General features: G+C 61.4%; 19 protein-coding genes. 7 read left to right on the forward strand and 12 right to left on the reverse strand.

The genetic code is table 11. From position 1 onward, the window contains the following. Positions 1-147: 147 nt before the first annotated feature. From phaZ to ACVDG9_RS25770, 4 genes are all read left to right on the forward strand, one after another. Complete coding sequence (gene phaZ / locus ACVDG9_RS25755) at positions 148-1776, forward strand: polyhydroxyalkanoate depolymerase (protein ID WP_522731721.1); 1629 nt, start codon at positions 148-150, stop codon at positions 1774-1776. 163 nt (positions 1777-1939) lie between these two features. Further along, positions 1940-2632 carry a glycosyltransferase gene (locus ACVDG9_RS25760; RefSeq protein ID WP_055660566.1) on the forward strand — a complete coding sequence of 231 codons (693 nt, stop codon included), beginning with the start codon at positions 1940-1942 and terminating at the stop codon, positions 2630-2632. 164 nt (positions 2633-2796) lie between these two features. Further along, positions 2797-3219, forward strand: coding sequence for a DUF2852 domain-containing protein (locus ACVDG9_RS25765; RefSeq protein WP_023002401.1), 423 nt, complete (start codon positions 2797-2799; stop codon positions 3217-3219). Between the two features lie 210 nt (positions 3220-3429). Further along, the gene (locus ACVDG9_RS25770; protein ID WP_055660313.1) at positions 3430-4167 is read left to right on the forward strand and encodes a M48 family metallopeptidase; all 738 of its coding nucleotides are present in this window, start codon (positions 3430-3432) and stop codon (positions 4165-4167) included. Between the two features lie 10 nt (positions 4168-4177). Here the strand turns inward: ACVDG9_RS25770 and ACVDG9_RS25775 are convergent, their stop codons facing one another. Together ACVDG9_RS25775 and ACVDG9_RS25780 are read right to left on the reverse strand one after the other, a co-directional pair. Next, positions 4178-5062, reverse strand: a complete 885-nt coding sequence (locus tag ACVDG9_RS25775; RefSeq protein ID WP_055660315.1) for an EamA family transporter — start codon at positions 5060-5062, stop codon at positions 4178-4180. Continuing rightward, a complete protein-coding gene (locus tag ACVDG9_RS25780; RefSeq protein ID WP_055660317.1) occupies positions 5059-5322 on the reverse strand; it encodes a hypothetical protein in 264 nt (87 codons plus the stop codon). The genes ACVDG9_RS25775 and ACVDG9_RS25780 overlap by 4 nt, the downstream gene beginning before the upstream one ends. Positions 5323-5409: 87 nt before the next feature. Here ACVDG9_RS25780 and ACVDG9_RS25785 point away from each other — a divergent pair, with 87 nt between their 5' ends. Further along, positions 5410-6243 (forward strand): LysR family transcriptional regulator, encoded by an 834-nt coding sequence (locus ACVDG9_RS25785; RefSeq protein WP_447239317.1) that lies wholly within the window; start codon positions 5410-5412, stop codon positions 6241-6243. A gap of 76 nt (positions 6244-6319) precedes the next feature. Beyond that, on the forward strand, positions 6320-6757 hold the full coding sequence (locus ACVDG9_RS25790) for a hypothetical protein (protein ID WP_447239318.1): 438 nt from the start codon (positions 6320-6322) through the stop codon (positions 6755-6757). A 261-nt stretch (positions 6758-7018) separates the two neighbouring features. On the opposite strand, the gene ACVDG9_RS25795 is transcribed toward ACVDG9_RS25790, so the two are convergent. The 4 genes from ACVDG9_RS25795 to ACVDG9_RS25810 form a co-directional block, all read right to left on the reverse strand. Next, on the reverse strand, positions 7019-9268 hold the full coding sequence (locus ACVDG9_RS25795; protein WP_447239319.1) for a transglycosylase domain-containing protein: 2250 nt from the start codon (positions 9266-9268) through the stop codon (positions 7019-7021). A gap of 327 nt (positions 9269-9595) precedes the next feature. After that, positions 9596-10534, reverse strand: coding sequence for a l-ornithine N(alpha)-acyltransferase (gene olsB / locus ACVDG9_RS25800; protein WP_031269943.1), 939 nt, complete (start codon positions 10532-10534; stop codon positions 9596-9598). A 289-nt stretch (positions 10535-10823) separates the two neighbouring features. Continuing rightward, positions 10824-13241, reverse strand: coding sequence for an ATP-binding protein (locus ACVDG9_RS25805; RefSeq protein WP_447239320.1), 2418 nt, complete (start codon positions 13239-13241; stop codon positions 10824-10826). Between the two features lie 107 nt (positions 13242-13348). Next, the gene (locus tag ACVDG9_RS25810) at positions 13349-13765 is read right to left on the reverse strand and encodes an Lrp/AsnC family transcriptional regulator (RefSeq protein WP_158514149.1); all 417 of its coding nucleotides are present in this window, start codon (positions 13763-13765) and stop codon (positions 13349-13351) included. Between the two features lie 138 nt (positions 13766-13903). Between ACVDG9_RS25810 and ACVDG9_RS25815 the strand changes: the two genes are divergently transcribed. Continuing rightward, on the forward strand, positions 13904-14218 hold the full coding sequence (locus ACVDG9_RS25815) for a cupin domain-containing protein (protein ID WP_447239321.1): 315 nt from the start codon (positions 13904-13906) through the stop codon (positions 14216-14218). Between the two features lie 363 nt (positions 14219-14581). Here ACVDG9_RS25815 and trpS read toward each other — a convergent pair whose 3' ends face one another. From trpS to mltA, 6 genes are all read right to left on the reverse strand, one after another. After that, on the reverse strand, positions 14582-15661 hold the full coding sequence (trpS, locus tag ACVDG9_RS25820; RefSeq protein WP_023002390.1) for a tryptophan--tRNA ligase: 1080 nt from the start codon (positions 15659-15661) through the stop codon (positions 14582-14584). 120 nt (positions 15662-15781) lie between these two features. Beyond that, complete coding sequence (gene murJ, locus ACVDG9_RS25825; RefSeq protein WP_062485891.1) at positions 15782-17344, reverse strand: murein biosynthesis integral membrane protein MurJ; 1563 nt, start codon at positions 17342-17344, stop codon at positions 15782-15784. A 32-nt stretch (positions 17345-17376) separates the two neighbouring features. After that, entirely contained in the window at positions 17377-20211 is a 2835-nt protein-coding gene (locus ACVDG9_RS25830; RefSeq protein WP_023002388.1) for a [protein-PII] uridylyltransferase, read from the reverse strand. Between the two features lie 171 nt (positions 20212-20382). After that, positions 20383-20754, reverse strand: coding sequence for a helix-turn-helix domain-containing protein (locus ACVDG9_RS25835; protein ID WP_023002387.1), 372 nt, complete (start codon positions 20752-20754; stop codon positions 20383-20385). Positions 20755-20758: 4 nt separating this feature from the next. Next, complete coding sequence (locus ACVDG9_RS25840) at positions 20759-21328, reverse strand: Smr/MutS family protein (RefSeq protein ID WP_447239322.1); 570 nt, start codon at positions 21326-21328, stop codon at positions 20759-20761. A gap of 3 nt (positions 21329-21331) precedes the next feature. Next, entirely contained in the window at positions 21332-22450 is a 1119-nt protein-coding gene (mltA, locus tag ACVDG9_RS25845; RefSeq protein WP_447239323.1) for a murein transglycosylase A, read from the reverse strand. Positions 22451-22559: the final 109 nt, after the last annotated feature.

Genomic DNA, 22559 nt, shown 5'->3' on the forward strand with positions numbered 1-22559 from the left:
ACCAATTAGAAGTATTGCGGGCTGCAACAGGCATAGCTATCCTGTTGCAATGCAATAGATGGTGTAAGAAGAGACGGGCCGAAAAAAATGTTTACGAACAATGCCAATGGGGCCGGCACCAATTGGTTCAGCAAAGGAGAGACGTCTTTGCCGTTTTACCACCTTTACGAACTGAACCACGCCGCGATGGCGCCCTTCAGAGCTTTGGCCGACATGACCCGGCTCTACTTCCAGAACCCGCTGAATCCGCTGACTCATACCAGCTATGGCCGTTCGATCGCTGCCGGCTGCGAGGTGCTTGAACGCACGACGCGCCGCTACGGCAAGCCGGAGTTCGGTCTCAAGGAAACCACCGTAAGCGGTGTGCGTGTTCCTGTACGTGAAGTCAGCGTCTGGAGCCGTCCGTTCTGCGACCTGATCCACTTCGAACGCGGGGTCACGACGCACCGCAACGATCCGAAGATCCTGATCGTCGCGCCGATGTCCGGCCACTACGCCACGCTGCTGCGCGGCACGGTGGAAGCGCTGATGCCGAATGCGGATGTCTACATCACCGACTGGATCGATGCCCGCATGGTTCCCGTGCAGGAAGGCAAGTTCGATCTTGATGATTATATCGATTATATCATCTCGATGCTGCACTTCCTCGGGCCGGACACGCACATTCTGGGCGTGTGTCAGCCGTCCGTGCCGGTGCTGGCAGCCGTCGCTGTCATGGAAGACCGCGAAGACCCCTATGTACCCTCCACGATGACGCTGATGGGCGGACCGATCGACACCCGCGTGGCGCCGACGGCGGTCAACGACCTGGCGGTTTCCAAGGGCATAGACTGGTTCAAGAACAACGTCGTCATGAAGGTTCCCTTCCCGCATCCGGGTTTCATGCGGGACGTCTATCCGGGCTTCCTGCAGCTTTCCGGGTTCATGAGCATGAACCTCGACCGTCACGTGACCGCGCATCGGGACTTCTTCCAGCATCTGGTGGAAGGCGACGGCGATAACGCCGAAAAACACCGCGACTTCTATGACGAATATCTCGCCGTCATGGACCTGACGGCCGAATTCTATCTGCAGACCGTCGAAACGGTGTTTATCGAGCACGCGCTGCCGAACGGCACCATGATGCACAATGGCCGTCTGGTCGATTGCGGCAAGATTACCCGCACGGCCCTTCTGACCGTTGAAGGCGAGAAGGACGACATCACCGGCCGGGGCCAGACCAAGGCGGCGCATAAGCTCTGCACCAGTCTGGACGACGACATGAAAGCGCATTACGAGCAGCCGAATGTCGGCCACTACGGCGTTTTCAACGGATCGCGCTGGCGGTCCGAGATCGCGCCGCGGGTCATGGATTTCATCCGCTCTAACCGTACGGACCTGCGCAAGCCTGCCGCCAAGGCACCGGTCGCCAAGGCCGCTGCCCCGGCTCCTGCGCCTGCCGCCGCACCGGCTGCGAATGCAGCGGCCGAACCGGCCGTGAAAGCAGCGCCTGCGCCCGCCAAGGCCAAACCGGCTGCAAAGAGCAGCGGCAATTCGCTGGAGAGCATCCTGCTGACCAAGCCGGACGGTGCCGCGGATGATCTGAAATCGATCAGCGGTGTCGGCCCGAAACTGGAATCGGCTCTCAACGAAGCCGGTATCTTCCACTTCTGGCAAATCGCCGGCCTGACGGAAGAGCAGATCGAGGCCCTGGACACCAAGCTGGATTTCCGTGGCCGTATCGCCCGGGACAACTGGATCGAACAGGCCCGCCAGCTTTCCGAAACGGTGAGCTGAAACAAGCATCGGTGAAGGCACCCGCCATGGGTGCCTTTGGCCACGTGCCTTTAACTTGTCCCAAAAAGTCCGGTTTCTGGCGGCAGCCTGCCTGCTGCTATTGATTCTGGCCTTTCGGCCCAATACAAGTGCCGGTCAGACAGCGAGGCCGGAGGTTTCAGTAGTGCTCAATATTTTTATTGGTTTCGATCCGCGTGAAGCGATTGCCTATCATGTTTGCGCCAACAGCCTGACCCGGCTTTCGAGCGACGTGCTGGCGATTACGCCGCTGTCGCTGCACAATTTGAAGACCTACAACGAGACCCATACCGACGGGTCCAATCACTTCATCTACACCCGCTTCCTGATCCCGAGCCTGATGAACTACAACGGCTGGGCGCTGTTCATGGACGGCGACATGATCGTGCGGGACGACATTGCCAAGCTGTTCGCCATGCGCGACGAGAGCAAGGCGGTCATGTGTGTCCACCACGACTATCAGACCCGGCAGACCACCAAGTATCTCGGCTCGAAGAACGAGAACTACCCGCGCAAGAACTGGTCCAGCGTGGTGTTGTGGAACTGCGGTCACCCGGCCAACAAGGTGGTAACGCCCGACTTCGTGATGAATGCCACCGGTGCGCAGCTGCACCGGTTCACTTGGCTGGACGACGAGCTCATCGGCGAGCTGCCGAAGGAATGGAACTGGCTGCCGGATGAATTCGGCCCCAACCCCGACGCGAAACTTCTTCACTTCACGCTCGGCACGCCCTGCTTCCACGAATACGCCAACGCGCCGATGGCGGCTGAATGGCACCGCGAGAAGCTCCTGGCGAACTATTCGGCGCAACATGTGATCGACGGCCCATTCGACTGATCCGTTTCGCATTTTACATATAAATCAATGAAGTAGGCCCGGTCCGCAACTTTGCAGACCGGGTTTTTCGTTGCGGGAATTCTGTGATCCCTGTCACGAATCCTTGAAGGAGCCTGCAATCGTCCCCACTTGGAAAGTCGTGGATGTCTGAAATGGATAGGACGATGACAACAGCCAAAAGTTGCATGATCAAACCTGCCTGGACGCCGGTAACTATCGGCCTGATGGTGCTGGGTTTCGTAGCATTCTGGCCGCTTGGCCTTGCCATGCTTGCCTACATTTTGTGGGGCGACCGCTTTGAAGGCATGCTCCGCGATGCGAAAGATCAGTGGCGGGGCAGCCCGCTGAAGGGAGCCTTCGAGCAGATGAATACGACTGCCTATGCCCGCACGGGCAACGTCGCATTTGACGACTATCGCGAGCGCGAACTGAAGCGACTGGAAGAAGAGCGTGCCAAGCTCGACACCATGCGCGCCGAGTTCGATGATTTCCTCCGTGAATTGCGCCGCGCGCGCGATCAGGAAGAATTCGACCGCTTCATGGCCAATCGGGGCCGCAGCACTGGCGACGAAGCCACACCGCTGTAAAGTCTCCTCCTCCCGGACCCGTTCCCCGACGGCCAGACCAAGAGCGGCGCCTGAAAAGGCGCCGCTCTTGTCCGTTTCAGAACAGCCAGAATTGCAGCCGGCCTTCAGAAAGCCGAAATCGCCATCAATTTCCCCCCTTTAGAATTGCCGCGAAATCGCTCGCAAATTCGCTAAAATCGGAACAACTGATTCGATGGACCTTCGCCCTTGATGTTTCTCCGCGCCGGCAAGAAAACGCTGCCCGACCATATCGAGATCCAGACCGGTGCCAGTGCCGTGCGCATCCGCCTCAAGGCCAATCCGCGCGCGCAGCGGTATCTTCTGCGTTTGCCGGCCGACAGGTCCGGTCCGGTGCTGACCGTCCCCAAGGGCGGCGATCTTGCCCGTGCCGAGCGGTTCGCGCGCCAGCACATCGACTGGCTGATAGAGCGTCTGCAGGACAGGGCGGACCACGTCACGTTTCTGCCCGGGGAAATCGTGCCCCTGCGCGGCGAGGATCACGTCATCGTGCCAACCGGCAAGCTGCGCGGGTTGATTACCCTTGGCCGGAACGACGCCGGTTTGCCGGCGCTGTTCGTGCCGGGGGCTGAAGACCACATCCCGCGCAAGGTCACCACCTGGCTGAAGGAACAAGCCCGGGCGGACCTCTCCGCCCGCACCACACTCCACGCCGCAACCATCGGCAAGAAGGTCGCGGCCATCAGCATTCGCGACACCACCAGCCGCTGGGGGTCCTGCGCCTCCAACGGACGACTTTCCTTTTCCTGGCGGCTCATTCTGGCACCAACGGAAATCCTCGATTATGTCGCGGCCCACGAGGTGGCGCACCTGAAGGAAATGAACCATTCGGCGCGCTTCTGGCGCCTGTGCGAACAGCTTGCCCCGCAAACACCGAAGGCTCGCGTCTGGCTGAAGCAGAACGGGGTTCGCCTGCACGGATACGGCTGAAATTGCCTTCCTAGCCGCCCGTCCGACGCAGGCGCGCTGCAGACGGCCAACCGAACAGGTTGACGCAAAGACCCGACACCACCAGCGCTGCCGCGCCCAGTTTCCACGGCTCCAGGGGTTCGCCCAGAACAAGGGCGGCTGAGAGCATGCCTACGATCGGTACCAGCAGGGTGAAGGGCGCCACGGTCGCCGCCGGATATCTTGCCAGAAGGCCGCTCCACACCGAAAAGCCCAGCAAGGTGGTCGGGTAGACGATGTAGAACAGAGCAAACAGCCCCCGCCACGAAACGGTTTCATAGACCTGCCGGTAGACGTCAAGACCTTCGACGAAGGCCGATAGCAGCAACAGCGGCAGCGGAGCCACAAGGCTGCCCCAGGCAACCAGCGACAGCAGATCAACGGTGCCGATGCGCTTGGTAACGAGATTGGCGATGGCCCAGGAACAGGCGGCCAGAACGACCAGACCAAGCCCGGTCAGTGTTGTGCTGCCCGTCAGGTTGAATGCCACCAGGCCAAGGCCTGCGGTCGCCAGCGTGGCTCCGGCAATCTGCGCCGGACTGGCCGTTTCACCCAGAAAGGCAACGGCCAGTGCTATCGTGATGAACACATGAACCTGCAGCACAAGCGAGGCCAGTCCTGCCGGTATTCCAAGGTGCATGCCGGCAAACAGAAGTCCGAACTGCAGCGCGAACATGAACAGGCCGAACAGGACGACCAGCTTCATCGACGTGCGCGGCCGCTTCAGGAAAAGGACGGCCGGAAAAGCTGCCAGGGCAAAGCGCAATGCGGCAAACAGGATTGGCGGCAGTTCCTGCAGACCGATCTTGATCACCACGAAATTGAACCCCCAGACCGACACCACAACAAGCGCGAGCAAAATGTCTCGTCCCTTCAAGGCCGGGTCTCCGTCCGGCTTTCCGCCGCTGCTTGGCGCTTGTGCGCTTCGGTAATGATCGTCTTGTTGAGGATACGCACCTCGCCGACCATCAACAGGCGCATGTCGCGCACAATGTAGTCTGCAAGTTCGTCGTCCGAGATGGTCTCTCCGGGAATGTCGAGCCGGAAGCCCTGCCCCTGAATGCCGCCACCGTTCGAGAAATCGATCTCGAAATCGAAGCAGACCCGTTTTTCGTCATTTGTCTGGATGTGTGTCATGGCTTGTCTCCTCAAATGGACATAGCCAGCCATTGGTCCTATTGTGAAATTAATTGTTCTGGTCTTATTGAAAAGAAAAATTACTCAATGGATGAGCATGTCCTGCGTACCTTCGTCGCCGTCTGTGACCGGCAGAGTTTCCGTGCCGCCGGCGAGGATGTCGGACGCACCCAGTCTGCCGTCAGCCAGCAGATAAAAGGCCTGGAAGCCGAACTCGGTGTTCAATTGTTCAACCGCTCCACCCGTTCGGTCGAGATGACGCCGGCAGGACAGACCTTCTACAGCCATGCCTGCAGCCTGCTGGCCCGGCACCGCGAGGCGGTATCCGCCGCGCGCGGGGCTTCGGTGCTGCCGTACCTGCGCATTGGCGCAACGGACGACATCGCCGCTTATGGTCTCGTACCAGTCTTGAGAGCGCTGGAAGACGGCCCGGAGCCCTGCTCTCTCGATCTGGAAACTCACTCCTCGCAGATGCTTCTGGCAAGTCTCGGCTCCCGGTACGATCTTGTCATCGTGGTGTCGCCCCAGCGGGGCCGGACCGGTGACCTTGTTGCCAGCGTGCCGCTCGTCTGGCTCGGCAGCGCGCCGCTGGCAACATCACAAAATGCCCTGCCGCTTGCGGTCTATGCTGACAGATGCGCCATGCGCGATGCCGCCATTGCCGCGCTGGACACGAGCGCCGTGAAATGGACGACCAAGGCCACCGTGTCCGGCCTTGTCGTCATCGAGGCGGCTGTCCGTGCCGGCATCGCCGTGGCTCCAGCCCTCACCGGGTTCCATGCCGCCGACCTGCCCACAGTCACCTCGCTGCCTGTCCTGCCGCACCTGGAGCTTCGCATCGTCGCCGGAACGCCGGTGGGGGAAACATACCTGCCTTATGTGCGCGAAGGCCTGCAGGGGCTTCTGGAGGCAAAAGGGTAAGCGGCGGCCGGGCAAAACCAGTTGCAAACACGGGAAAATCTGCTTCGATTCCCCTGGGGAAGCTGGGAGATGCAACATGAAAAGCTTGAGATATCCGATCAAAGTCGTGGCGCTGGCCTTGCTGGGCCTTGCCCTGCCGGGACTGACATTCTCCGGTCAGGCCATGGCCGATAGCTGCTGGAACCACAATGGCTCGCTCATGCGGCTTCAGGCGCAGGGCAATCAGCGATGGCTGTCCTATGAAGTTCCAAAACCCGTCCTGCGCAACGCCGGCGTCCAGCGCGGCACGTTGCTCTTCAGCGGTGCCAAGAACGGCAACTGGTATTCCGGCACCGCCCGGGTGTTCTCCAAATACTGTCCGAGTTCACCGCTGGAATATTTCGTCGAAGGCCCGGTGCGCGGCGACCAGCTTCAGGTTACGGTCACCGGCACCCGTGAAGTCTTCAACCAGTGCCGCCCCACCGGCCGCTACACCACCGACACGCTGGTGTTCACCTACAGCCATCAGTGCTGAGGTGGAATTAACGGATATGTGTCGCAGGTATTTCTGAGAAATGGAGCAAGTGGCCCATCCTTCGAGACAGGCCTCTGGCCTTCCTCAGGATGAGGAAGATGTGTGTTGAAGGCCAGGGAAGATCAACATAGTGAACCTCATCCTGAGGAAGGCTGAAAGCCTGTCTCGAAGGATGGGCTGCACACACACGGTCGGAACGCGCAGTTCCACCAGCTGAAGCCTCAAACGCGGCCTTGTGAGCCGTGAACAGCAGTGCCCGGATCAGCCGCCACCAAACAGATTGCGCAGCAGGTTCAGCGGGCCGCGGCGTTCGCCGTTGCCTTCGCCGCCGCCTCCAATGGGGGCTGGCGGTATTGGTTCGCTGCCGGATCCGACGGTTTCCACCGGGCCGGGCTTGCGCGGGGCGGAGACGGTTGCCGGTACATCCGGCACGCCGGGCAGGTCTGCCACCGGCAGGCCCTCGTGGGAGGCATCCATCACCTCTTTCCAGACAGTGGCGGGCAACCCGCCGCCGGACGCCTTGCGCGTCGGTGAGTTGTCGTCATTGCCGAACCAGACGGCTGTGGTCAGATTGCCCGTATAGCCGATGAACCAGGCGTCGCGGAAATCCTGGCTGGTGCCGGTCTTGCCCCCGGCGGGACGCCCGCTTTCCAGCCGTGCCTTGCGGCCCGTGCCGGTTACCAGGGTTTCCGACATCATCATGTTCATTTCGCCGACCAGACGGCGGTCGATGACGCGGCCGCGGCCATCGCCGGAGCGGGAATAGAGCGTCTTGCCGTCCACGGTCTTGATCCGCCGGATCACATGGGGGAGCACGCCATAGCCGCCGTTGGAGAACGGCACATACGCACCGGCGATTTCCAGCGGCGTAACTTCGGAGGTGCCGAGCGCGATCGACAGGTTGTTCTTCATTTCCGAGGTGACGCCCAGCCGTTTGGCCGTGTCGGCAACGGTTCCCGCGCCAACCTCGTAGGTCAGCTGCGCGGCCACCGTGTTCAGCGACAGGCTGAGCGCCCGTGTGAGCGTCACCGGGCCGTAGTAGTCCTTGGAATAGTTCTGGGGTGACCAGTTGCCGAACCGGACCGGCTGGTCCTGGCGGATAGTCTGGGGCGAAAGGCCGTTTTCAAGCGCGGCCAGATAGACGAACGGCTTGAAGGACGAACCCGGCTGCCGCTTGGCATAGGCTGCCCGGTTGAACTGACTCTTGGAATAATCGGCCCCGCCAACCAGCGCCTTCACGGCGCCCGCGGTGTCCAGCGTCACGACAGCTCCCTGGGAGACACCGTATTTCTCGCGGTTTTCCTTCAAGGCGTTGCGCAGCGCCTGTTCGGCAGCCCGCTGCATCTTCGGGTCGATGGTGGTGTCGACCACGATGTCGGTTTCGATCGAGCCGATGAAATGCGGCAGCACGTCCATCACCCAGTCGGCGGCATAGTTCTCGCTGGCGGTGGTGTAGCGGCGCACCACCTTGGCGGGCACGGCCAGGGCGTTCTTGGCTTCATCGCCCGTGATGTAGCCTTCCTCGTTCATGGCAGCGAGCACAAGCTGGGCGCGGTCTTCTGCAAGGTCCGGGTTGCGGGCGGGCGAATAGCGCGATGGCGCCTTGAGCAGGCCTGCGATGGTGGCAGCTTCCGGAATGGTCAGAAGCCGTGCCGATTTGCCGAAGTACCTGCGGGCAGCTGCATCCACGCCATAGGCGCCGGAGCCGAGATAGACCCGGTTCAGGTACATTTCCAGGATCTCGTCCTTGGAATATTCGGCCTCCAGCCAGAAGGCGAGCACCAGTTCCTGGATCTTGCGCTTGATCGTCCGGTCCTGTTCCAGGAACAGGTTCTTGGCAAGCTGCTGGGTCAGCGTCGAGCCGCCCTGCTGCAGGCGGCCGGAGGTGAAGTTGGTGTAGACGGCGCGGGCAAGACCGACCGGGTCGACACCGAAATGGGAGCGGAAGCGCCGGTCCTCGATGGCGATGACGGCATTGGGCAGATAGGGCGGCAATTGCTCCAGGCGCACGGCCTCGCCGCCGGTGTCTCCGCGGTTTGCCAGCAATTCGCCATTGGCGGCGACAATCTTGACGTTTGGCGGTCGCGCCGGAACCTGCCATTCGGAGGTCGGCGGCAGAAAGGCGGCGTAATAGCCGACCAGGCAGACAACGGCGATGGTGCCCCAGATGCCAAGCACCATGCTCCAGTAGAAGCCGCGCTTGAGAAGGCGACCGAAGGCAGTGGGTGCCTGGAACCTGTTCTTGCGTTTGGCCTTGCGCCGCTTGGCGCCGGACCGGCCACCGCCCCTTCCGTTGCCTCGGCCATTGCCGTTGCCGTTCTTGGCCGTCTTGCGGGTGGAGGAAGCGGGTTTTTTCTTGGCCGGCGCCTTGCGGGTCTTGCCCTTGCCGGACGACTTGGAAGAAGGCGCAGCTGGACGGTCCTGCGGGCTCAAGCGCAGGTCGAGCAGGCTGCTGCCTGAATTTCCGAATGTCGGTTCAACACGCGGCTGGCGTTTCGCCCGAGGCGCCATTGATCCTTCGTCCCCTAACTCCGTACCAACCAGGGTTGGCGTTATCCGGCAAACGCCGGTTTCCCCGGAGATGAGCTTAAATTGCGGCGATTTAAGGGGGCGTTAAGGCTACGGGCTTTTGCACGGGCAAGACGACGGGATGTTCAGCTACAGGCGCCGCGCACTAGCTCGATAACCGTCCCGCACAAAAGGCAGCAAACCCGCAGCACCGGGAACCGATAGCCGCTCAAACGCAGAAAAAATGCAAAGGCTTGTGCCTCCGCGATCCCGGCTAATGGTCAAGCCTGGCCGGGAGGACGAAGGAAAGCTTGGCAGCAATCGCCGGAGCTAGCTGGAATAGCGGCTTGCGTCGGCGCCGTAATAATTGACGTAGCGCGTGTTCAGTTCGGACACCGGCATGATGATCAGCACATCCGTCGTGCCGAACTGGTGATCGATCACCGCACCGTCGCCAATGAACGCGCCGAGGCGCAGATAGCCCTTCACAAGCGGTGGCAGGGCCCGCAGCGCTTCCTTGGAATTGAGTTCCTCGGCCGGCATGCGGTTCATTTCGACGTATCTGTCTTCCACCGCACGCACGCGCCATTCTTCCGGGGCACGGGCATTGTGATGCAGGAAGGCGAGTTGGCCGGCGATGGCATCCGGATTGGTGCCTTCGATCGAGGCACAGCCGAGCATGACATCGATGTTGTGGCGCAGAACATAGGACCAGATGCCATGCCACAGGAGCTCGACGGTCTTCTTGTTGCGGTACGGCTTCAGAACGCAGGACCGGCCGAGTTCCATGAAGCGCTTGCCCGGGTTTGCGTCGATCAGCGACTGGATGTCGTATTCGGCGGCGGTATAGAAACCGGCATGCTGATCGGCGATTTCCTGGCGCAGGATCCGGTAGGTGCCGACGATTTCAGGCTTCAGGCGGCCCAGCTTGTTGCGCTTCTGCAAGTCGTGGTCGACCACGAGAAGGTGATCGCAATAGGCGTCGAAGGGGTCGGCATCACGGCGGGTTGCCAGCGTATGCGCATCGGCAATGGCCGACATTTCCTCGTAGAAAACGTCATAGCGCAGGCGCTGTGCCTTTTTCACTTCCTTGAAGTTACGGGCCATCCGTACTTCCAGAGATCCGATCCGGCCGAGCGTTTCGCCGGTCTTGACCGGGGTCTGCAGCGCTGGCCCGATGCGCTGCGCGTTGGGGAGGTTGGCGTCCGGACGCATTGCCGGTGTGAATTTCCTGACCAGTTTCCTGGGAGAAAAAAGCCCTTGGCGCATTATGGACATTCCACCCTCGTGTATTCCTTATGGCGCACTGACAGGTTTCACAGGTTCTCGTCTGTTTCACTTGCCGAATTACCTTCGCCGGAACATTACGTCCGAACCCGGTCAGTGTGCTTCAAGCCTGCCGTAGAACATACTATTCCGACAGCTGGATGACACTCGGTTTTTTGCGCCGTGTTTTCCACGAGCAAGCTTAGCCCACTCTTGCGGCTTTGTGAATTTCTACGAGCGCCGGTGGAAGCGTTTCCACTTCCGGCTGTCGCGACAGGGAAAGTTCGCTGCGTCAGGCGCGGCTGATTTCGGCCAATGCGTCGGAAATCGCTTCCACGGAAAGCGGTTTCGTCAGATAGCCGGCAGCGCCCACTTCTGCCGCCTTGTCCCTTGCATCCTTCATGACATCGGCGGTCACGATCAGCACCGGTACATTGGCCCGGCCGGCGGCCTGTTCGTCGGACCGGATCTGGCGAATGGCCTGGAACCCGTCGAGGCCTGGCATGTGCAGGTCCATCAGGATTGCGTCATAAGCGCCGCTGGCGGCTTCCTCGACGGCCTTTTCGCCGTCGATCACCATCACCGGCACATGGCCGAGCTTGCGCAGCATGGCTTCGCTCAAAAGGCGGTTGATGTCGTTGTCTTCCGCCACGAGCAGGCGCAGCGGCCGGGCCGGAACCTTGTAGCGGTTCGGCAGGAAGCCGTTGCTGACGGGCTCCGCGCTTGCGTCCCAGGCGTGTTCCATGCCGTCGTCGTCCAGCAGGCCGGAAAAGATCTGGACCAGGGTCTCGATCCGCACCGGGCGGATCAGATAGGCGGCATAGCCGGCTTCGCGCAGATGTTCCAGGCGCTCGCGCTCCGGCGGGGCGATCATAACGACGGCAGGAGCCTTGCATCCGGTCAGGCGGGCAGAGGCCAGCCAGCCGCCGCTGTCGGACAGGGCACCGTTGTCGACAACAAGTAGATCGGCCTCGGCCAGCGCGGCATCAAGATCCGAACTGCCCGGTGCATGCACGGACACATTGGCTGCGTGATATTGCAGCCGTCTGGCCAGCAACGGGCATTCGATCTGGCTGGTGCTGACGAACACGATCCTGCGGCCCTCAAGCTTGGCCAGGCGTGGATCCGTGTCGGCAACAAGGGATTCGGGGATCGGCAAGGACACGCGGAACTGCGCGCCGCCGTCTTCGGAGGGCTGCGCGGCAATTTCGCCACCCATCAGGCCAGCAAGCCGCTGGGCGATGGCCAGACCGAGGCCGGTGCCGCCGAACTTGCGCGCCGGGCCATGGTCGACCTGCTCGAATTCCTGAAACAGCCGCTCGGCCTCCTGTTCGTCAAAGCCGATGCCACTGTCGCGCACGTCGATATCCAGAAAACCGCCACCGTCCGGATTGGGGCGCCCTGTCAGTTCGACGGCAACGCCACCCTCATCGGTGAACTTGATGCCGTTGCCGATGAGATTGTAGAGGATCTGGCGGACACGGGTGGCGTCCAGCGTCACCTCTTCCGGCAGGTTCGGGTCAAGCATGGAGCCGATTTCAAGCGACTTGGCGTGGGCTTTCGGAGCAAGCAGTTCAACGACGCTTTCCACCAGGGCGCCAACCCGAACCGGGGCAGCCTGAATGTCGAGCTTGCCGGCCTCCACCTTGGAAAAGTCGAGCACTTCATCGATCAGGAGCAGCAATGTTTCGCCCGAGGTTTCCAGCGCCTCGATGTAGGCGCTCTGTTCCTTGGTCAGGCGGGTGTCGCGCAGGAGCGCGGCCATGCCGAGCACCCCGTTGAGCGGCGTGCGGATCTCGTGGCTGACAGTCGCGAGAAAACGGGATTTCGCCTCGTTGGAGCTTTCGGCGGAATGACGGGCAGCCAGCAGTTCTTCCTCGATCAGGCGCCGCTCGGTCACGTCGCGCAGAACGGTCTGCACCAACTGGCGGTCCGTCGTGGTGTCGCGCACCGGAATGTCGATACGTGAGAACCAGCGCGGGCCCTGTGCGGTGTCGATGTGGAGATCCTGAAAGCCCATGCCCGGGGTCGTCTTGTCCAGGGCCTGCGTGACGGCGCTTTCAAAGCCCACTTCCTCAAGCAGCGGCAGATGCAGGGTTGCACCCGGCTGCAAGGCATGTCCGAGCCCGAACACATCGTCTGCAGCAGAGTTCACATAGGTGATGGTGCCGTCCTGGTCGCGCCGGACGACGACATCGCCAAGCGTTGCCAGGATGCTGGCGTGACGTTCGTCGGATTCGCCAAGTTCCCAGGCGCGGTCTTCCAGTTCCTCGCAGCGTGCCATCAGGCGGCGGATCTTTTCATCCTTCACCTGTAACGCCTGCACCGAGCGCTGCATGTCGTCGGCAAACAGCCGCCAGACAGCCAGCCCACCGGCAAAGAAAGTCAGACCAAGACCGAGAAACCGGTTCAGGCTGTCGCTGGAAACCATGATGAAACCGGCGGCAAGGCCGATGATCATGCCCGCCAGGGCAAGATGCTGCAGCGATTTGGCAGGCGCGGAGACGGGCGCGTCGGTGGCCCGGCGACCTGGGCCGACTTCGGGACCGACGTCCTCCTCGTCGAGGGGTTTCGTGACGCTGGAAGAATATTCGTCTGTAGTTACGGTGTCCGCAGAGGAAAGCTTTTGCTCTTCGGCAAAGAATTTGTCCTGCGTGTCATCGGCTTCTGGCGCGGCATTGACGGCGCGTTCGCTGTTTTGACTGACCAAGATAACTACTCTCTACAAGATCCTGTTGCCTTGAGAGTGCGTTGTAAACTTTGAGAAACCGTTTCATTGCCTGACAAAAAAAGTAAATCGGGAATTTCGCGCCGCGTTCATATCCAGTCTTTCAGCACCGGATGGGTCTCGACATTGGCAATTCCATCAAGGGCAGCAATACGATTGCGAAGCTCGGCGAGGCTCTCCAGCGTCCGGGCGCGCACCAGCAGAACCATGTCCCTGTCACCGGAAATCGAGCGGCACTGGAGAACCTCCTCGAATTTCGAAACCACCGGCGCAATCGCCGCACAGGTCGCCGAGCCTGTCCGGATCCACAGATAGGCTTCGATTTCGGCCGGCTCCGGATCGCTGATCCGGATCGTGTAGGCGCGAATGACGCCGGTTTCTTCCAGCTTCCGGACCCGGGCCTGAACGCTCGACCGGGCCAGGCCGACATGGGCAGCCAGCGTTTTCACAGGTGTCCGGCTGTCGGCTTCCAGCAGTTGCAGCAAGGTCCGGTCGATTGAATCCATGGGTCTTCTGTCATTGTCCTGTGTGTCGAACTGCCTGCGTTCACCGGCAATTGACCGGCCGAACCGGTCAAAATGCCGGAAGAAACGAGAGCCTGTCCGCGATAGCACCCTTGAGTGATTTTGCAGCGGGAGAGTTTCATGGATTTCCATCTCGATACAAGCAGCTTTACGGCGGAAAGAGCCTGGGGGTCACGTCTGATCGGTGAACTGGACGGCATCACGGTCCGCCTGCACTGGACGGACAAGCCCTACAAATGGCACGTCAACGACGGTCCGGAAGTCTTCGTGGTTCTGTCGGGCACTGTCGACATGCACTACCGCGAGGCCGGAACCGAGAAGGTTCAACGCATGACCGAAGGACAGATCTTCTTCGCCAACGACGGCGATGCCCATGTGGCTCACCCGGTCGGAGAGGCAAGAGTGCTCGTTGTCGAGCGCAAGGATAGCGTTTGACAGTGTAGATCACGGGGCAACCCGGGGAGTGGATCCAGTGGCAATGTACAAACCGGCTGGTGAGCCCCGTCGGCCGGATGAAAGTCCCAGCCTCTCACCCCACCCCGTCATTGCAGGGCTCGACCCTGCAATCCATCCCCTGACCTTCGCCCACCGCAAAGCTTTGCCGATTTGGGGCGTATCGGCATGGATCCCACGGTCGAGCCTTGAGATGACGACCTGCAAGGGTATGAGGCGAACCTCCGCTTTTTTCCGGGCAAGGCGCAACGGTGTAAGGTGGAACGTTGCGGATTGCGGTTACCCAAACAAAAAACCCGGCAGAAACCTGCCGGGCTTTCAGGATCAGGTTGTTGTCGCGTCGGTTTACCGGACGTCGAGGAAACCGATGATCTTGCGAACGTCCTTCAGCACCGGTTCGGCGATGGCGGAGGCCTTTTCGGCGCCTTCCTTCAGGATGGCGTCAATCTGTGCCTTGTCGTCCATCAGGCGGCGCATTTCATCGGTCATCGGCGAGAGTTTCGCCACTGCCAGGTCGGACAGGGCCGGCTTGAAAGCCGAGAACTGCTGACCGCCGTATTCCTTCAGGACGTCGGCCTTGGTCGCGCCGCTCAGGGCGGCATAGATGCCGACAAGGTTGTCTGCTTCCGGGCGGCCTTCCAGGCCGCCGGTTTCGCTCGGCAGGGCGTCCGGATCGGTCTTGGCTTTCTTGATCTTCTTGGAGATCGAGTCCGCGTCGTCCGTCAGGTTGATGCGCGACAGGTCCGACGGATCGGACTTCGACATCTTCTTGGTGCCGTCGCGCAGCGACATGATCCGGGTAGCCGGGCCGGCGATCATCGGCTCGGTCATCGGGAAATAGAGATATTCCGGCAGTTCCGGAGACGGCGTCGGGTTCTCGATGCCGATATCCAGTTCCTTGATCCGGTCCGCAAAGTCGTTGTTGAACTTGGCGGCGATGTCGCGGGTCAGTTCCAGGTGCTGCTTCTGGTCGTCGCCGACCGGAACATGGGTCGCACGGTAAGCCAGAATGTCGGCAGCCATCAGGTTCGGATAGGCGAACAGGCCAACGGAAGCGTTTTCCTTGTTCTTGCCGGCCTTTTCCTTGAACTGGGTCATGCGATTGAGCCAGCCCATGCGCGCCACGCAGTTGAAGATCCAGGCAAGTTCGGTGTGTTCGCGAACCTGGCTCTGGTTGAAGATGATCGATTTCTTCGGATCGATGCCGGCCGCCATATAGGCAGCGGTCACTTCACGGGTTGCCTGGGCAAGCTCGTGCGGATCCGGAAACCCTGCCGTGATGGCATGGCTGTCGACGACGCAGAAGATCGTCGGCATCTGATCCTGCAACGGAACCCAGCGCGAAACGGCGCCCAGGTAGTTGCCAAGATGCAGGTTGCCTGTCGGCTGGACGCCGGAAAAGACACGGGGCTGGAACTCCGCCATTTCAAATCCCTTTGATGGTGCGGCCGGTTGGAAGGGCGCTATGAATGTTTGGGCGGGCCGGGTTTAAGCCCGGTCCGTTATGCATGCAAGCTGGAAACGGCGTACGCTGGCGTTTCGCGGTCAGGTGTTGCGCCGTCTCAACGCTTTCAGCATGCCGACAAGGTCGGATCCGCCGCTGAGTTGGGTGAAGACGGCAAAGGTGACCATGCCGACGAGCACGAGCAGAACGAGACTGCCCGCACGCACCGCCAGCCACGGCGCCGATAGCCAGGAGGCCATGTAGATGGCAGCAAAATGCACCGCGACCCCCATCAGCAGGCTGGCGAGCACCACCAGCGACAGCCGTCGGAGCAGCTTGAAATCGGGCTGGAAATGGCCCCGTCGCCACAGAACGATGATCAGGAGGCCGGTGTTCACCCAGCCAGCCAGCGTTGTGGCCAGCGCGATGCCCACATGCTGGAGCATGGGAAACAGCGCGATCGAGAGGCCGACGTTCACGACCATGCCGACAACGGCAAAGATCATCGGCGTCTTGGTGTCTTCCCGCGCGAAATAACCGGGCGAAAACACCTTGTTGAGTACAAAGGCGGGCAGGCCAAAGGCAAATGCCGTCAGGGCTGCAGCCGTGCCTTCCACGGCGGCGGCATCGAAGCGCACCCGCTGGAACAGCACCGAGACGATTTCCTGCGGTATGACAGCCAGCGCAACAGCGGCCGGCAGGGTCAGCACCAGTGAGAACTCCAGTGCTCGGTTGAGGCTGTGCTGGTAAGCGCCCATCTGTCCGGCGCGCAGTTGCCGCGTCAGGCTGGGTAAGAGCACCACGCCGATGGCGATGCCGATCACCCCGAGCGGCAACTGGTAGAGCCGGTCGGCGAAATAGAGCAGCGCATTGGCGCCTTCCTGCATGGAGGCGATGATCTGGCCGACGGCAATGTTGATCTGGGTGACACCGCCGGCAACGACGCCCGGAATGCCAAGCATCAGCAGGCGTTTGGCCGATTTGGTATAGCGCGGGCGGAAGACGGGGATCTTGAAGCCGAGGCGCTTCAGGTCGATGAGGACGACGATCAACTGCACGATCCCGCCAACAGTGACGCCGATGGCCAGAATGACCCCGAGCGCCGTGTCGTCCTTGATACCGAGATAAAGCACGGCACCCAGAACGGCGCTCATCACCACGTTCAGCATTACCGGTGCGAAGGCAGCGGCGGCAAAGCGCTGATAGGTGTTGAGAATACCGCCGATGAAGGCAAGCATCGACATGAAGATCAGATAGGGAAACGCGATCCGCGACATCAGAACTGTCAGGTCGTACTTGGTGGGGTCTTCCACGAAACCCGGTGCCAGTGCCCACACCACCAGCGGCATGAAGATTTGTGCAAAAGCAGTCAGCACCAGCAGGCAGAACAGCAGCGCTGCGCCAATTTCCCCGGCGAACCGCTTGGCGCCCGCATCGCCCTCTTCCTCGACCGTTCGCCCGAACAGCGGGATGAAGGCGGAGTTGAAGGCCCCTTCCGCGAACAGTCGGCGGAACAGGTTGGGCAGACGGAAGGCCACCACAAAGGCATCGGCAACCGGACCGGCCCCGACGACGGCGGCCAGAAGCACGTCGCGAACGAAGCCGAGCAGGCGGCTCAGCAGGGTCGCGCTGCCGACGGTTGCGAAATTGCGGACGAGACTCATGCCGGAAGGACTCCGAAGAGGAAGGTATGCACTTATGAAGCCTGCCGCTGAACCTTGCGGGTTGCCGGAGCTGCCGGATCGAGTTCCACATGGCCGTCGACCGCATTGGCAAGGCGCTCACGGATGATTTCCTGACGCCCGATGTTGGCAATTTTCTGTCCGGTGAGATCGGTGACGTAGAAAACGTCGACCACTTTCTCACCGAAGGTCGAGATGTGGGCCGAGCCGATGTTCAGATTGAGCGTCGCGATGGAGCGCGTCAGGTCGTAGAGCAGGCCCGGCCGGTCGAGGCCGGAAATCTCCAGCACCGTGTAATCGTCAGACAGTGCGTTGTTGACCAGCACTTCGCTCGCCACCTTGAAGGCCTTCATGCGGCCCTTGACGCCGGTCTTCTTGGAAACGGGCTCCGGAAGCCGCTCTTCGCCGCGCAGCGTGGTCTCGATCAGCTTGGCAATCCGCTCGCCGCGGCGCTTTTCGTCTTCATCGTCCGGCAGTTCCCGGCCGATGAAGATCGTGTCCAGAGCATAGCCGTCTGTGGTGGTGTCGATCTGTGCGTCAACGATATTGGCACCGGTCGTGTAGCAGGCCCCGGCAATGATCGACAGAAGGCGCGGATGGTCCGGCGCCATGATCGTCAGCTCGGTCACACCCTCGAAGGCGCGCGGGATGACCTGGAAGGCAAGCTGCCTCTTGTCCTTGTCGGCCTTGTGCAGAAGCTCGGCATGGGACACCAACCGCTCCGGCTCCGTACGCAGCCAGTAGGCCGGATAATGCCGGTTCAGATAGGCATTGCGGTCCTTGGCGGACCAGTGCTCCAGCTTGCTGCCGAGCTCTTCCTTGGCCTTGTCGATGGTCTGGCGATGCGACATCTTCGTGTGGCCGCCGGACAGATGGGGTTCGGTGGCATAGTAGAGCGTGCGCAGCAGCTGGCCTTTCCAGCCGTTGAAGACGCCGGGCCCGACGGCGCGAATGTCGGCCACGGTCAGGATCAGGAGCAGTTTCAGCCTTTCGAGCGACTGCACCGTGTTGGCGAAATCCGTGATCGTCTTGCGGTCAGACAGGTCGCGAGACTGGGCAATGGTGCTCATGTCCAGGTGATGCTCGATCAGCCAGGCAACCGTCTCGGTTTCCGCGTCGTTCAGTCCGAAACGCGGGCACAGCTTGCGCGCGACCCGGGCGCCGGCGATCGAATGATCTTCCGGCCTGCCCTTGGCGATGTCGTGCAGGAACATGGCGACAAACAGCACCTTGCGGTTCTGCAACGTCAGGATCAGGTCGGTTGCCAGCGGATGGTCGTCGCCGGAGTTGCCGCGCTCGATATCGGCCAGCACGCCGATAGAGCGGATCAGGTGCTCGTCGACCGTGTAGTGGTGATACATGTTGAACTGCATCATGGCCACGACCTTGCCGAACTCGGGTACGAAGCGGCCGAGCACGCCGGTTTCGTTCATCTTGCGCAAGGTCTTTTCCGGCGCGTGCCGGGAGGTCAGGATCGACAGGAAAAGCCGGTTCGCTTCAGGGTCGGCGCGCAGGCTTCCATCGACCAGCTTAAGCGAATGACGCATCAGGCGGGTCAGCTGCGGATGCATGTTGTAGTCATGCTTGTCCGCGATCTGGAACACCCGCAACAGGTTGGTCGGATCGGTTTCGAACACGGTGTCGGATACCGCATTCAGGCGGTTGTTCTCCACCACGAAGCCGGTCGCCCCTTCAACGGGCTTGGCCGTTGCCGAAACACGGCCTGCGCGCAGGCGGCGCATCATGCCGGTCAGGCCCTTGCCGCGCGGTTCCTTGACGTGCTCTTCTTCCAGCGCGGCGCAGATGATGCGGGTCAGATCGCCGACATCCTTGGCCACCAGGAAATAGTGCTTCATGAAACGCTCGACATCCTTCATGCCCGGGTGCTGGGTGTAGCCAAGCCGGATCGCGATCTCGCGCTGGACATCGAAGGACAGGCGCTCTTCCGGCCGTCCCGTCAGGAAATGCAGATGGCAGCGGACCGCCCACAGGAAGTCGTCCGACTTCTTGAACCGCGCGTATTCCGAGCGGGTCAGAACGCCTTTCTTGACCAGTTCCGACTGTCTGTTGACCCGGTAATGGTACTTGGCGATCCAGAACAGGGTATTGAGATCGCGCAGACCGCCCTTGCCTTCCTTGATGTTCGGCTCGACCAGATAGCGCGAAGCGCCCTGGCGCTTGTGGCGGTCATCGCGTTCGAGCAGCTTGGCGGCGATGAACTCCGAGCTGGTGCCTTCGACCACTTCCTTGTCGAAGCGCTGGACGAGTTCCTCGAAAAGGGCCTCGTCGCCCCAGATGTAGCGGGCTTCCAGAATGGCGGTGCGGATGGTCATGTCCGCCTTGGACAGGCGGATGCATTCATCGATATTGCGGGTCGCGTGGCCTACCTTGAAGCCCAGGTCCCAGAGCATGTAGAGGATATATTCCACCACCTGCTCGCCCCATGGGGTCTGCTTGTACGGCAGCACGAACAGAAGATCGATGTCGGACCCCGGCGCCAGTGTGCCGCGGCCGTAACCGCCAACGGCGGCAATGGCCATGCGCTCCGCGGCGGACGGGTTCTTGATCCGGTAGACGTGGTGCAGGGCGAAATCGTAGATCACGCGGATCAGCTCGTCCTGAATGTAGGACAGCCGCCCGGCGCACAGCAGCCCGCCGCCATCCTCGTCCAGCATCGCCTGGGCCTTGCCGCGAGCGTCTTTCACCACCTGCTTCAGCATCGCAAGAACAGCCGAGCGGGTCTTCATGTCCGAACCGTCGCCGTCATTGCCGGCGGTCAGCGCGGTCAGGCGATTTCTCAGGTCATCGGCATCGATCAGTCCGGCAAGGTCTTCCTGGGAGAGTTTCATACTGGTCCAGTGTTCCGTTCAGCAGGCGCAGGTTTGCTGGAGGTTATATAGAGGATGGGGTTGAAGGACACGTAAATCCTGAACTGACCTGAAAGAGGCTGCGTTCCAAGCGGTACAGAAACAGCAATGCACCGCCATGCCATGGTTTGAACCTGGCGATGGCATGCGTCGTCACACACCGTCCTTCACGGCGGCAACCCGGAGCTGGTGCAGGAGGGCTGCAAGAGACTCTTCGGAAAGGCCTCCTATCTTCAGCGCAAGCTGGTTGGCAAGTTCGGTGGCCTTCGGGTCCATGCCGGCCGTGTCGATGGTGACGCGCGGGTCGGACAGTTCGGCCAGGCGCTGGATTTCTTCCGCTTCATCCCAGATGACGTTGAAATAGGTGATGATTCGCTGCACCAGAAACCAGGTTGGCTTGCCGCGCTTGCCATGTTCCAGCGCGGACAGATAGGCACTGGAAACCGACAAGGCCGCTGCCATTTCCTTCAGCGACACATCCCGTTTTATCCTGAGTTCCCGGATTTTTGCGCCAAGTGGGGTCACGGCCCTACCTTCTTTTTCGAATGCGAACGTACAGTGCGCCGCCGCCGCCGTGGTTCGCGTGGGCTTCCTCGTAGCCAAGTACCACGGATCGCAAGTCGGGCATCGACAGCCACTGGGGCACCATTCTGCGCAAAACGCCGCGCTCGTCCATATAGGCGCGTGCGTCACCGCTGCCCTTGCCCGTGATTACCAGCACAACCTTATGACTTCTCGCCTGCGCCTGATAGAGAAAGCCGCGCAGCCGGTCATGCGCCTGATGCTGGGTCAGGCCGTGCAGGTCTATCCGCGCATCGATGGCCTTCACGCCGCGCACCAGCTTGCGGCGGTAGCGGTGTTCCAGCTGATGCAGCGGCAGCGGTGTTGGCGGCGCCTTGGCCGCAGCGGGAGCCTGGATCGCGGTCGCGGTTTTCAGCGCCTTTGTGGGTGCCGCCGGTTCGGTTTCGGTGATTTTCTCAAGCTCGGCCTTGAGGTCCTGAGCCCTGTCCGGATGCAGCGGCGTCAGGGTTTTGGCAACCTTGCCCCACAGTTCCCTGTCTTCCGGCGACAGTGTCCCTTTTTTGCCCCGTCTTGCCATCTCTCAGTCCGCCGCCACACCAGCGGGACCAAGACGGATGTTCGGCACCAGGATCGTGAAGTCGGCCTTGTGGCGGATTTCTCCGGCAATTGCGCCTGCCGTCTGCCCCGATCCGACGAAGATATCGCCCCGCGCCGGGCCCTTGATTGCCGATCCGGTGTCATCTGCCACCATCAGCCGCTGGAAAACGCCTTCGTCGCTGTCGTGATCCTTCAGCGCGGAGGCGACGAAAACCAGGGACCCATAGGGAATGAAACTCGGATCGACCGCAAGGCTGCGGCCTGCCACAAGGGGAAGGCCCGCGGCCCCGACGGGCCCGTCGTTCACGCCGATTTCGTCGACCTCCCGGAAGAAGATGAAAGACCGGTTTTGCCGGAACAGCTGATCGCGCTCTTCCGGATGCGCTTCCAGCCAGGCACGAAGTCCGGCAGCCGTGAAGTCCTCCGGCGTGCCTTCTCCGCGCGTCACCAGCAACCGGGCAATGCCGGTGTAGGGGTGGCCTGTCTTGCCCGCATAACCGACCCGCATCGCGCTACCGTCCGCAAGACGCAGCCTTGCCGAACCCTGAACATGTACGAAATAGGCGTCGATCGGATCGGCAAGCCAGACGAGTTCGAGATTTTCCGGATCGAGCTTGCCATCCATGATGGCGCTCCGATCCGGCATTTCGGTGACGCGTCCATCAACCCGCCGTCCATGGCTGAGCGTTTCGGGCCAGTCCTGTGGCCGGTTTTCCGGCGTGATCGCCTCCAGGCCTTCCGGCTTTTTGAGCAAGGGATACCGGAATATCTCGGTTCTGACCCGCGAGGCGGCCAGTTCCGGCTCGAAATAGCCCGTCACAAATCCGCTCTGGGCAATTCGGTGCGGCGTGAACCGGCTTTCGAAAAAGTCTCGCGGTGCTTCATCACCGGACTTTGCCGCCTTTTCGGCGTCATTACAGAGCTTTTGCAGGTCTGCTGTGGCGATGGAGGGAAAAACGGTGTCCTGGCTCAGGATTTCCGGTTTGCGGCACAGGCGCAGAAAACCGGCAAGGGCGGCGGCATGATCGTCGTTCTGCCAGCCCGGCAGACTGGAGAAGGAGATTGCCTCGAACCGGTCCGGGATCCGTTGGCCTGGTACCATGGCTGAGGCAGCTCCTGAAAAGAAAAGCGGCGCGGCCAGAACCGCGCCCTTTAGCAGTGGGACAAGCCGGAAGCCCGGCCGGGGCCGCGTGTTCCGCTTGCCCTGCATC

This window comes from Roseibium sp. RP-7 (assembly GCF_053005225.1).

Coding starts and splice junctions, on each gene's coding strand:
- ACVDG9_RS25765 (WP_023002401.1), top strand. CDS start 2,797: ATGACAACAGCCAAAAGTTGCATGATCAAACCTGCCTGGACGCCGGTA.
- ACVDG9_RS25770 (WP_055660313.1), top strand. CDS start 3,430: ATGTTTCTCCGCGCCGGCAAGAAAACGCTGCCCGACCATATCGAGATC.
- ACVDG9_RS25780 (WP_055660317.1), bottom strand. CDS start 5,322: ATGACACACATCCAGACAAATGACGAAAAACGGGTCTGCTTCGATTTC.
- ACVDG9_RS25785 (WP_447239317.1), top strand. CDS start 5,410: ATGGATGAGCATGTCCTGCGTACCTTCGTCGCCGTCTGTGACCGGCAG.
- ACVDG9_RS25790 (WP_447239318.1), top strand. CDS start 6,320: ATGAAAAGCTTGAGATATCCGATCAAAGTCGTGGCGCTGGCCTTGCTG.
- ACVDG9_RS25795 (WP_447239319.1), bottom strand. CDS start 9,268: ATGGCGCCTCGGGCGAAACGCCAGCCGCGTGTTGAACCGACATTCGGA.
- olsB (WP_031269943.1), bottom strand. CDS start 10,534: ATGCGCCAAGGGCTTTTTTCTCCCAGGAAACTGGTCAGGAAATTCACA.
- ACVDG9_RS25810 (WP_158514149.1), bottom strand. CDS start 13,765: ATGGATTCAATCGACCGGACCTTGCTGCAACTGCTGGAAGCCGACAGC.
- ACVDG9_RS25815 (WP_447239321.1), top strand. CDS start 13,904: ATGGATTTCCATCTCGATACAAGCAGCTTTACGGCGGAAAGAGCCTGG.
- trpS (WP_023002390.1), bottom strand. CDS start 15,661: ATGGCGGAGTTCCAGCCCCGTGTCTTTTCCGGCGTCCAGCCGACAGGC.
- murJ (WP_062485891.1), bottom strand. CDS start 17,344: ATGAGTCTCGTCCGCAATTTCGCAACCGTCGGCAGCGCGACCCTGCTG.
- ACVDG9_RS25830 (WP_023002388.1), bottom strand. CDS start 20,211: ATGAAACTCTCCCAGGAAGACCTTGCCGGACTGATCGATGCCGATGAC.
- ACVDG9_RS25840 (WP_447239322.1), bottom strand. CDS start 21,328: ATGGCAAGACGGGGCAAAAAAGGGACACTGTCGCCGGAAGACAGGGAA.
- mltA (WP_447239323.1), bottom strand. CDS start 22,450: ATGGTACCAGGCCAACGGATCCCGGACCGGTTCGAGGCAATCTCCTTC.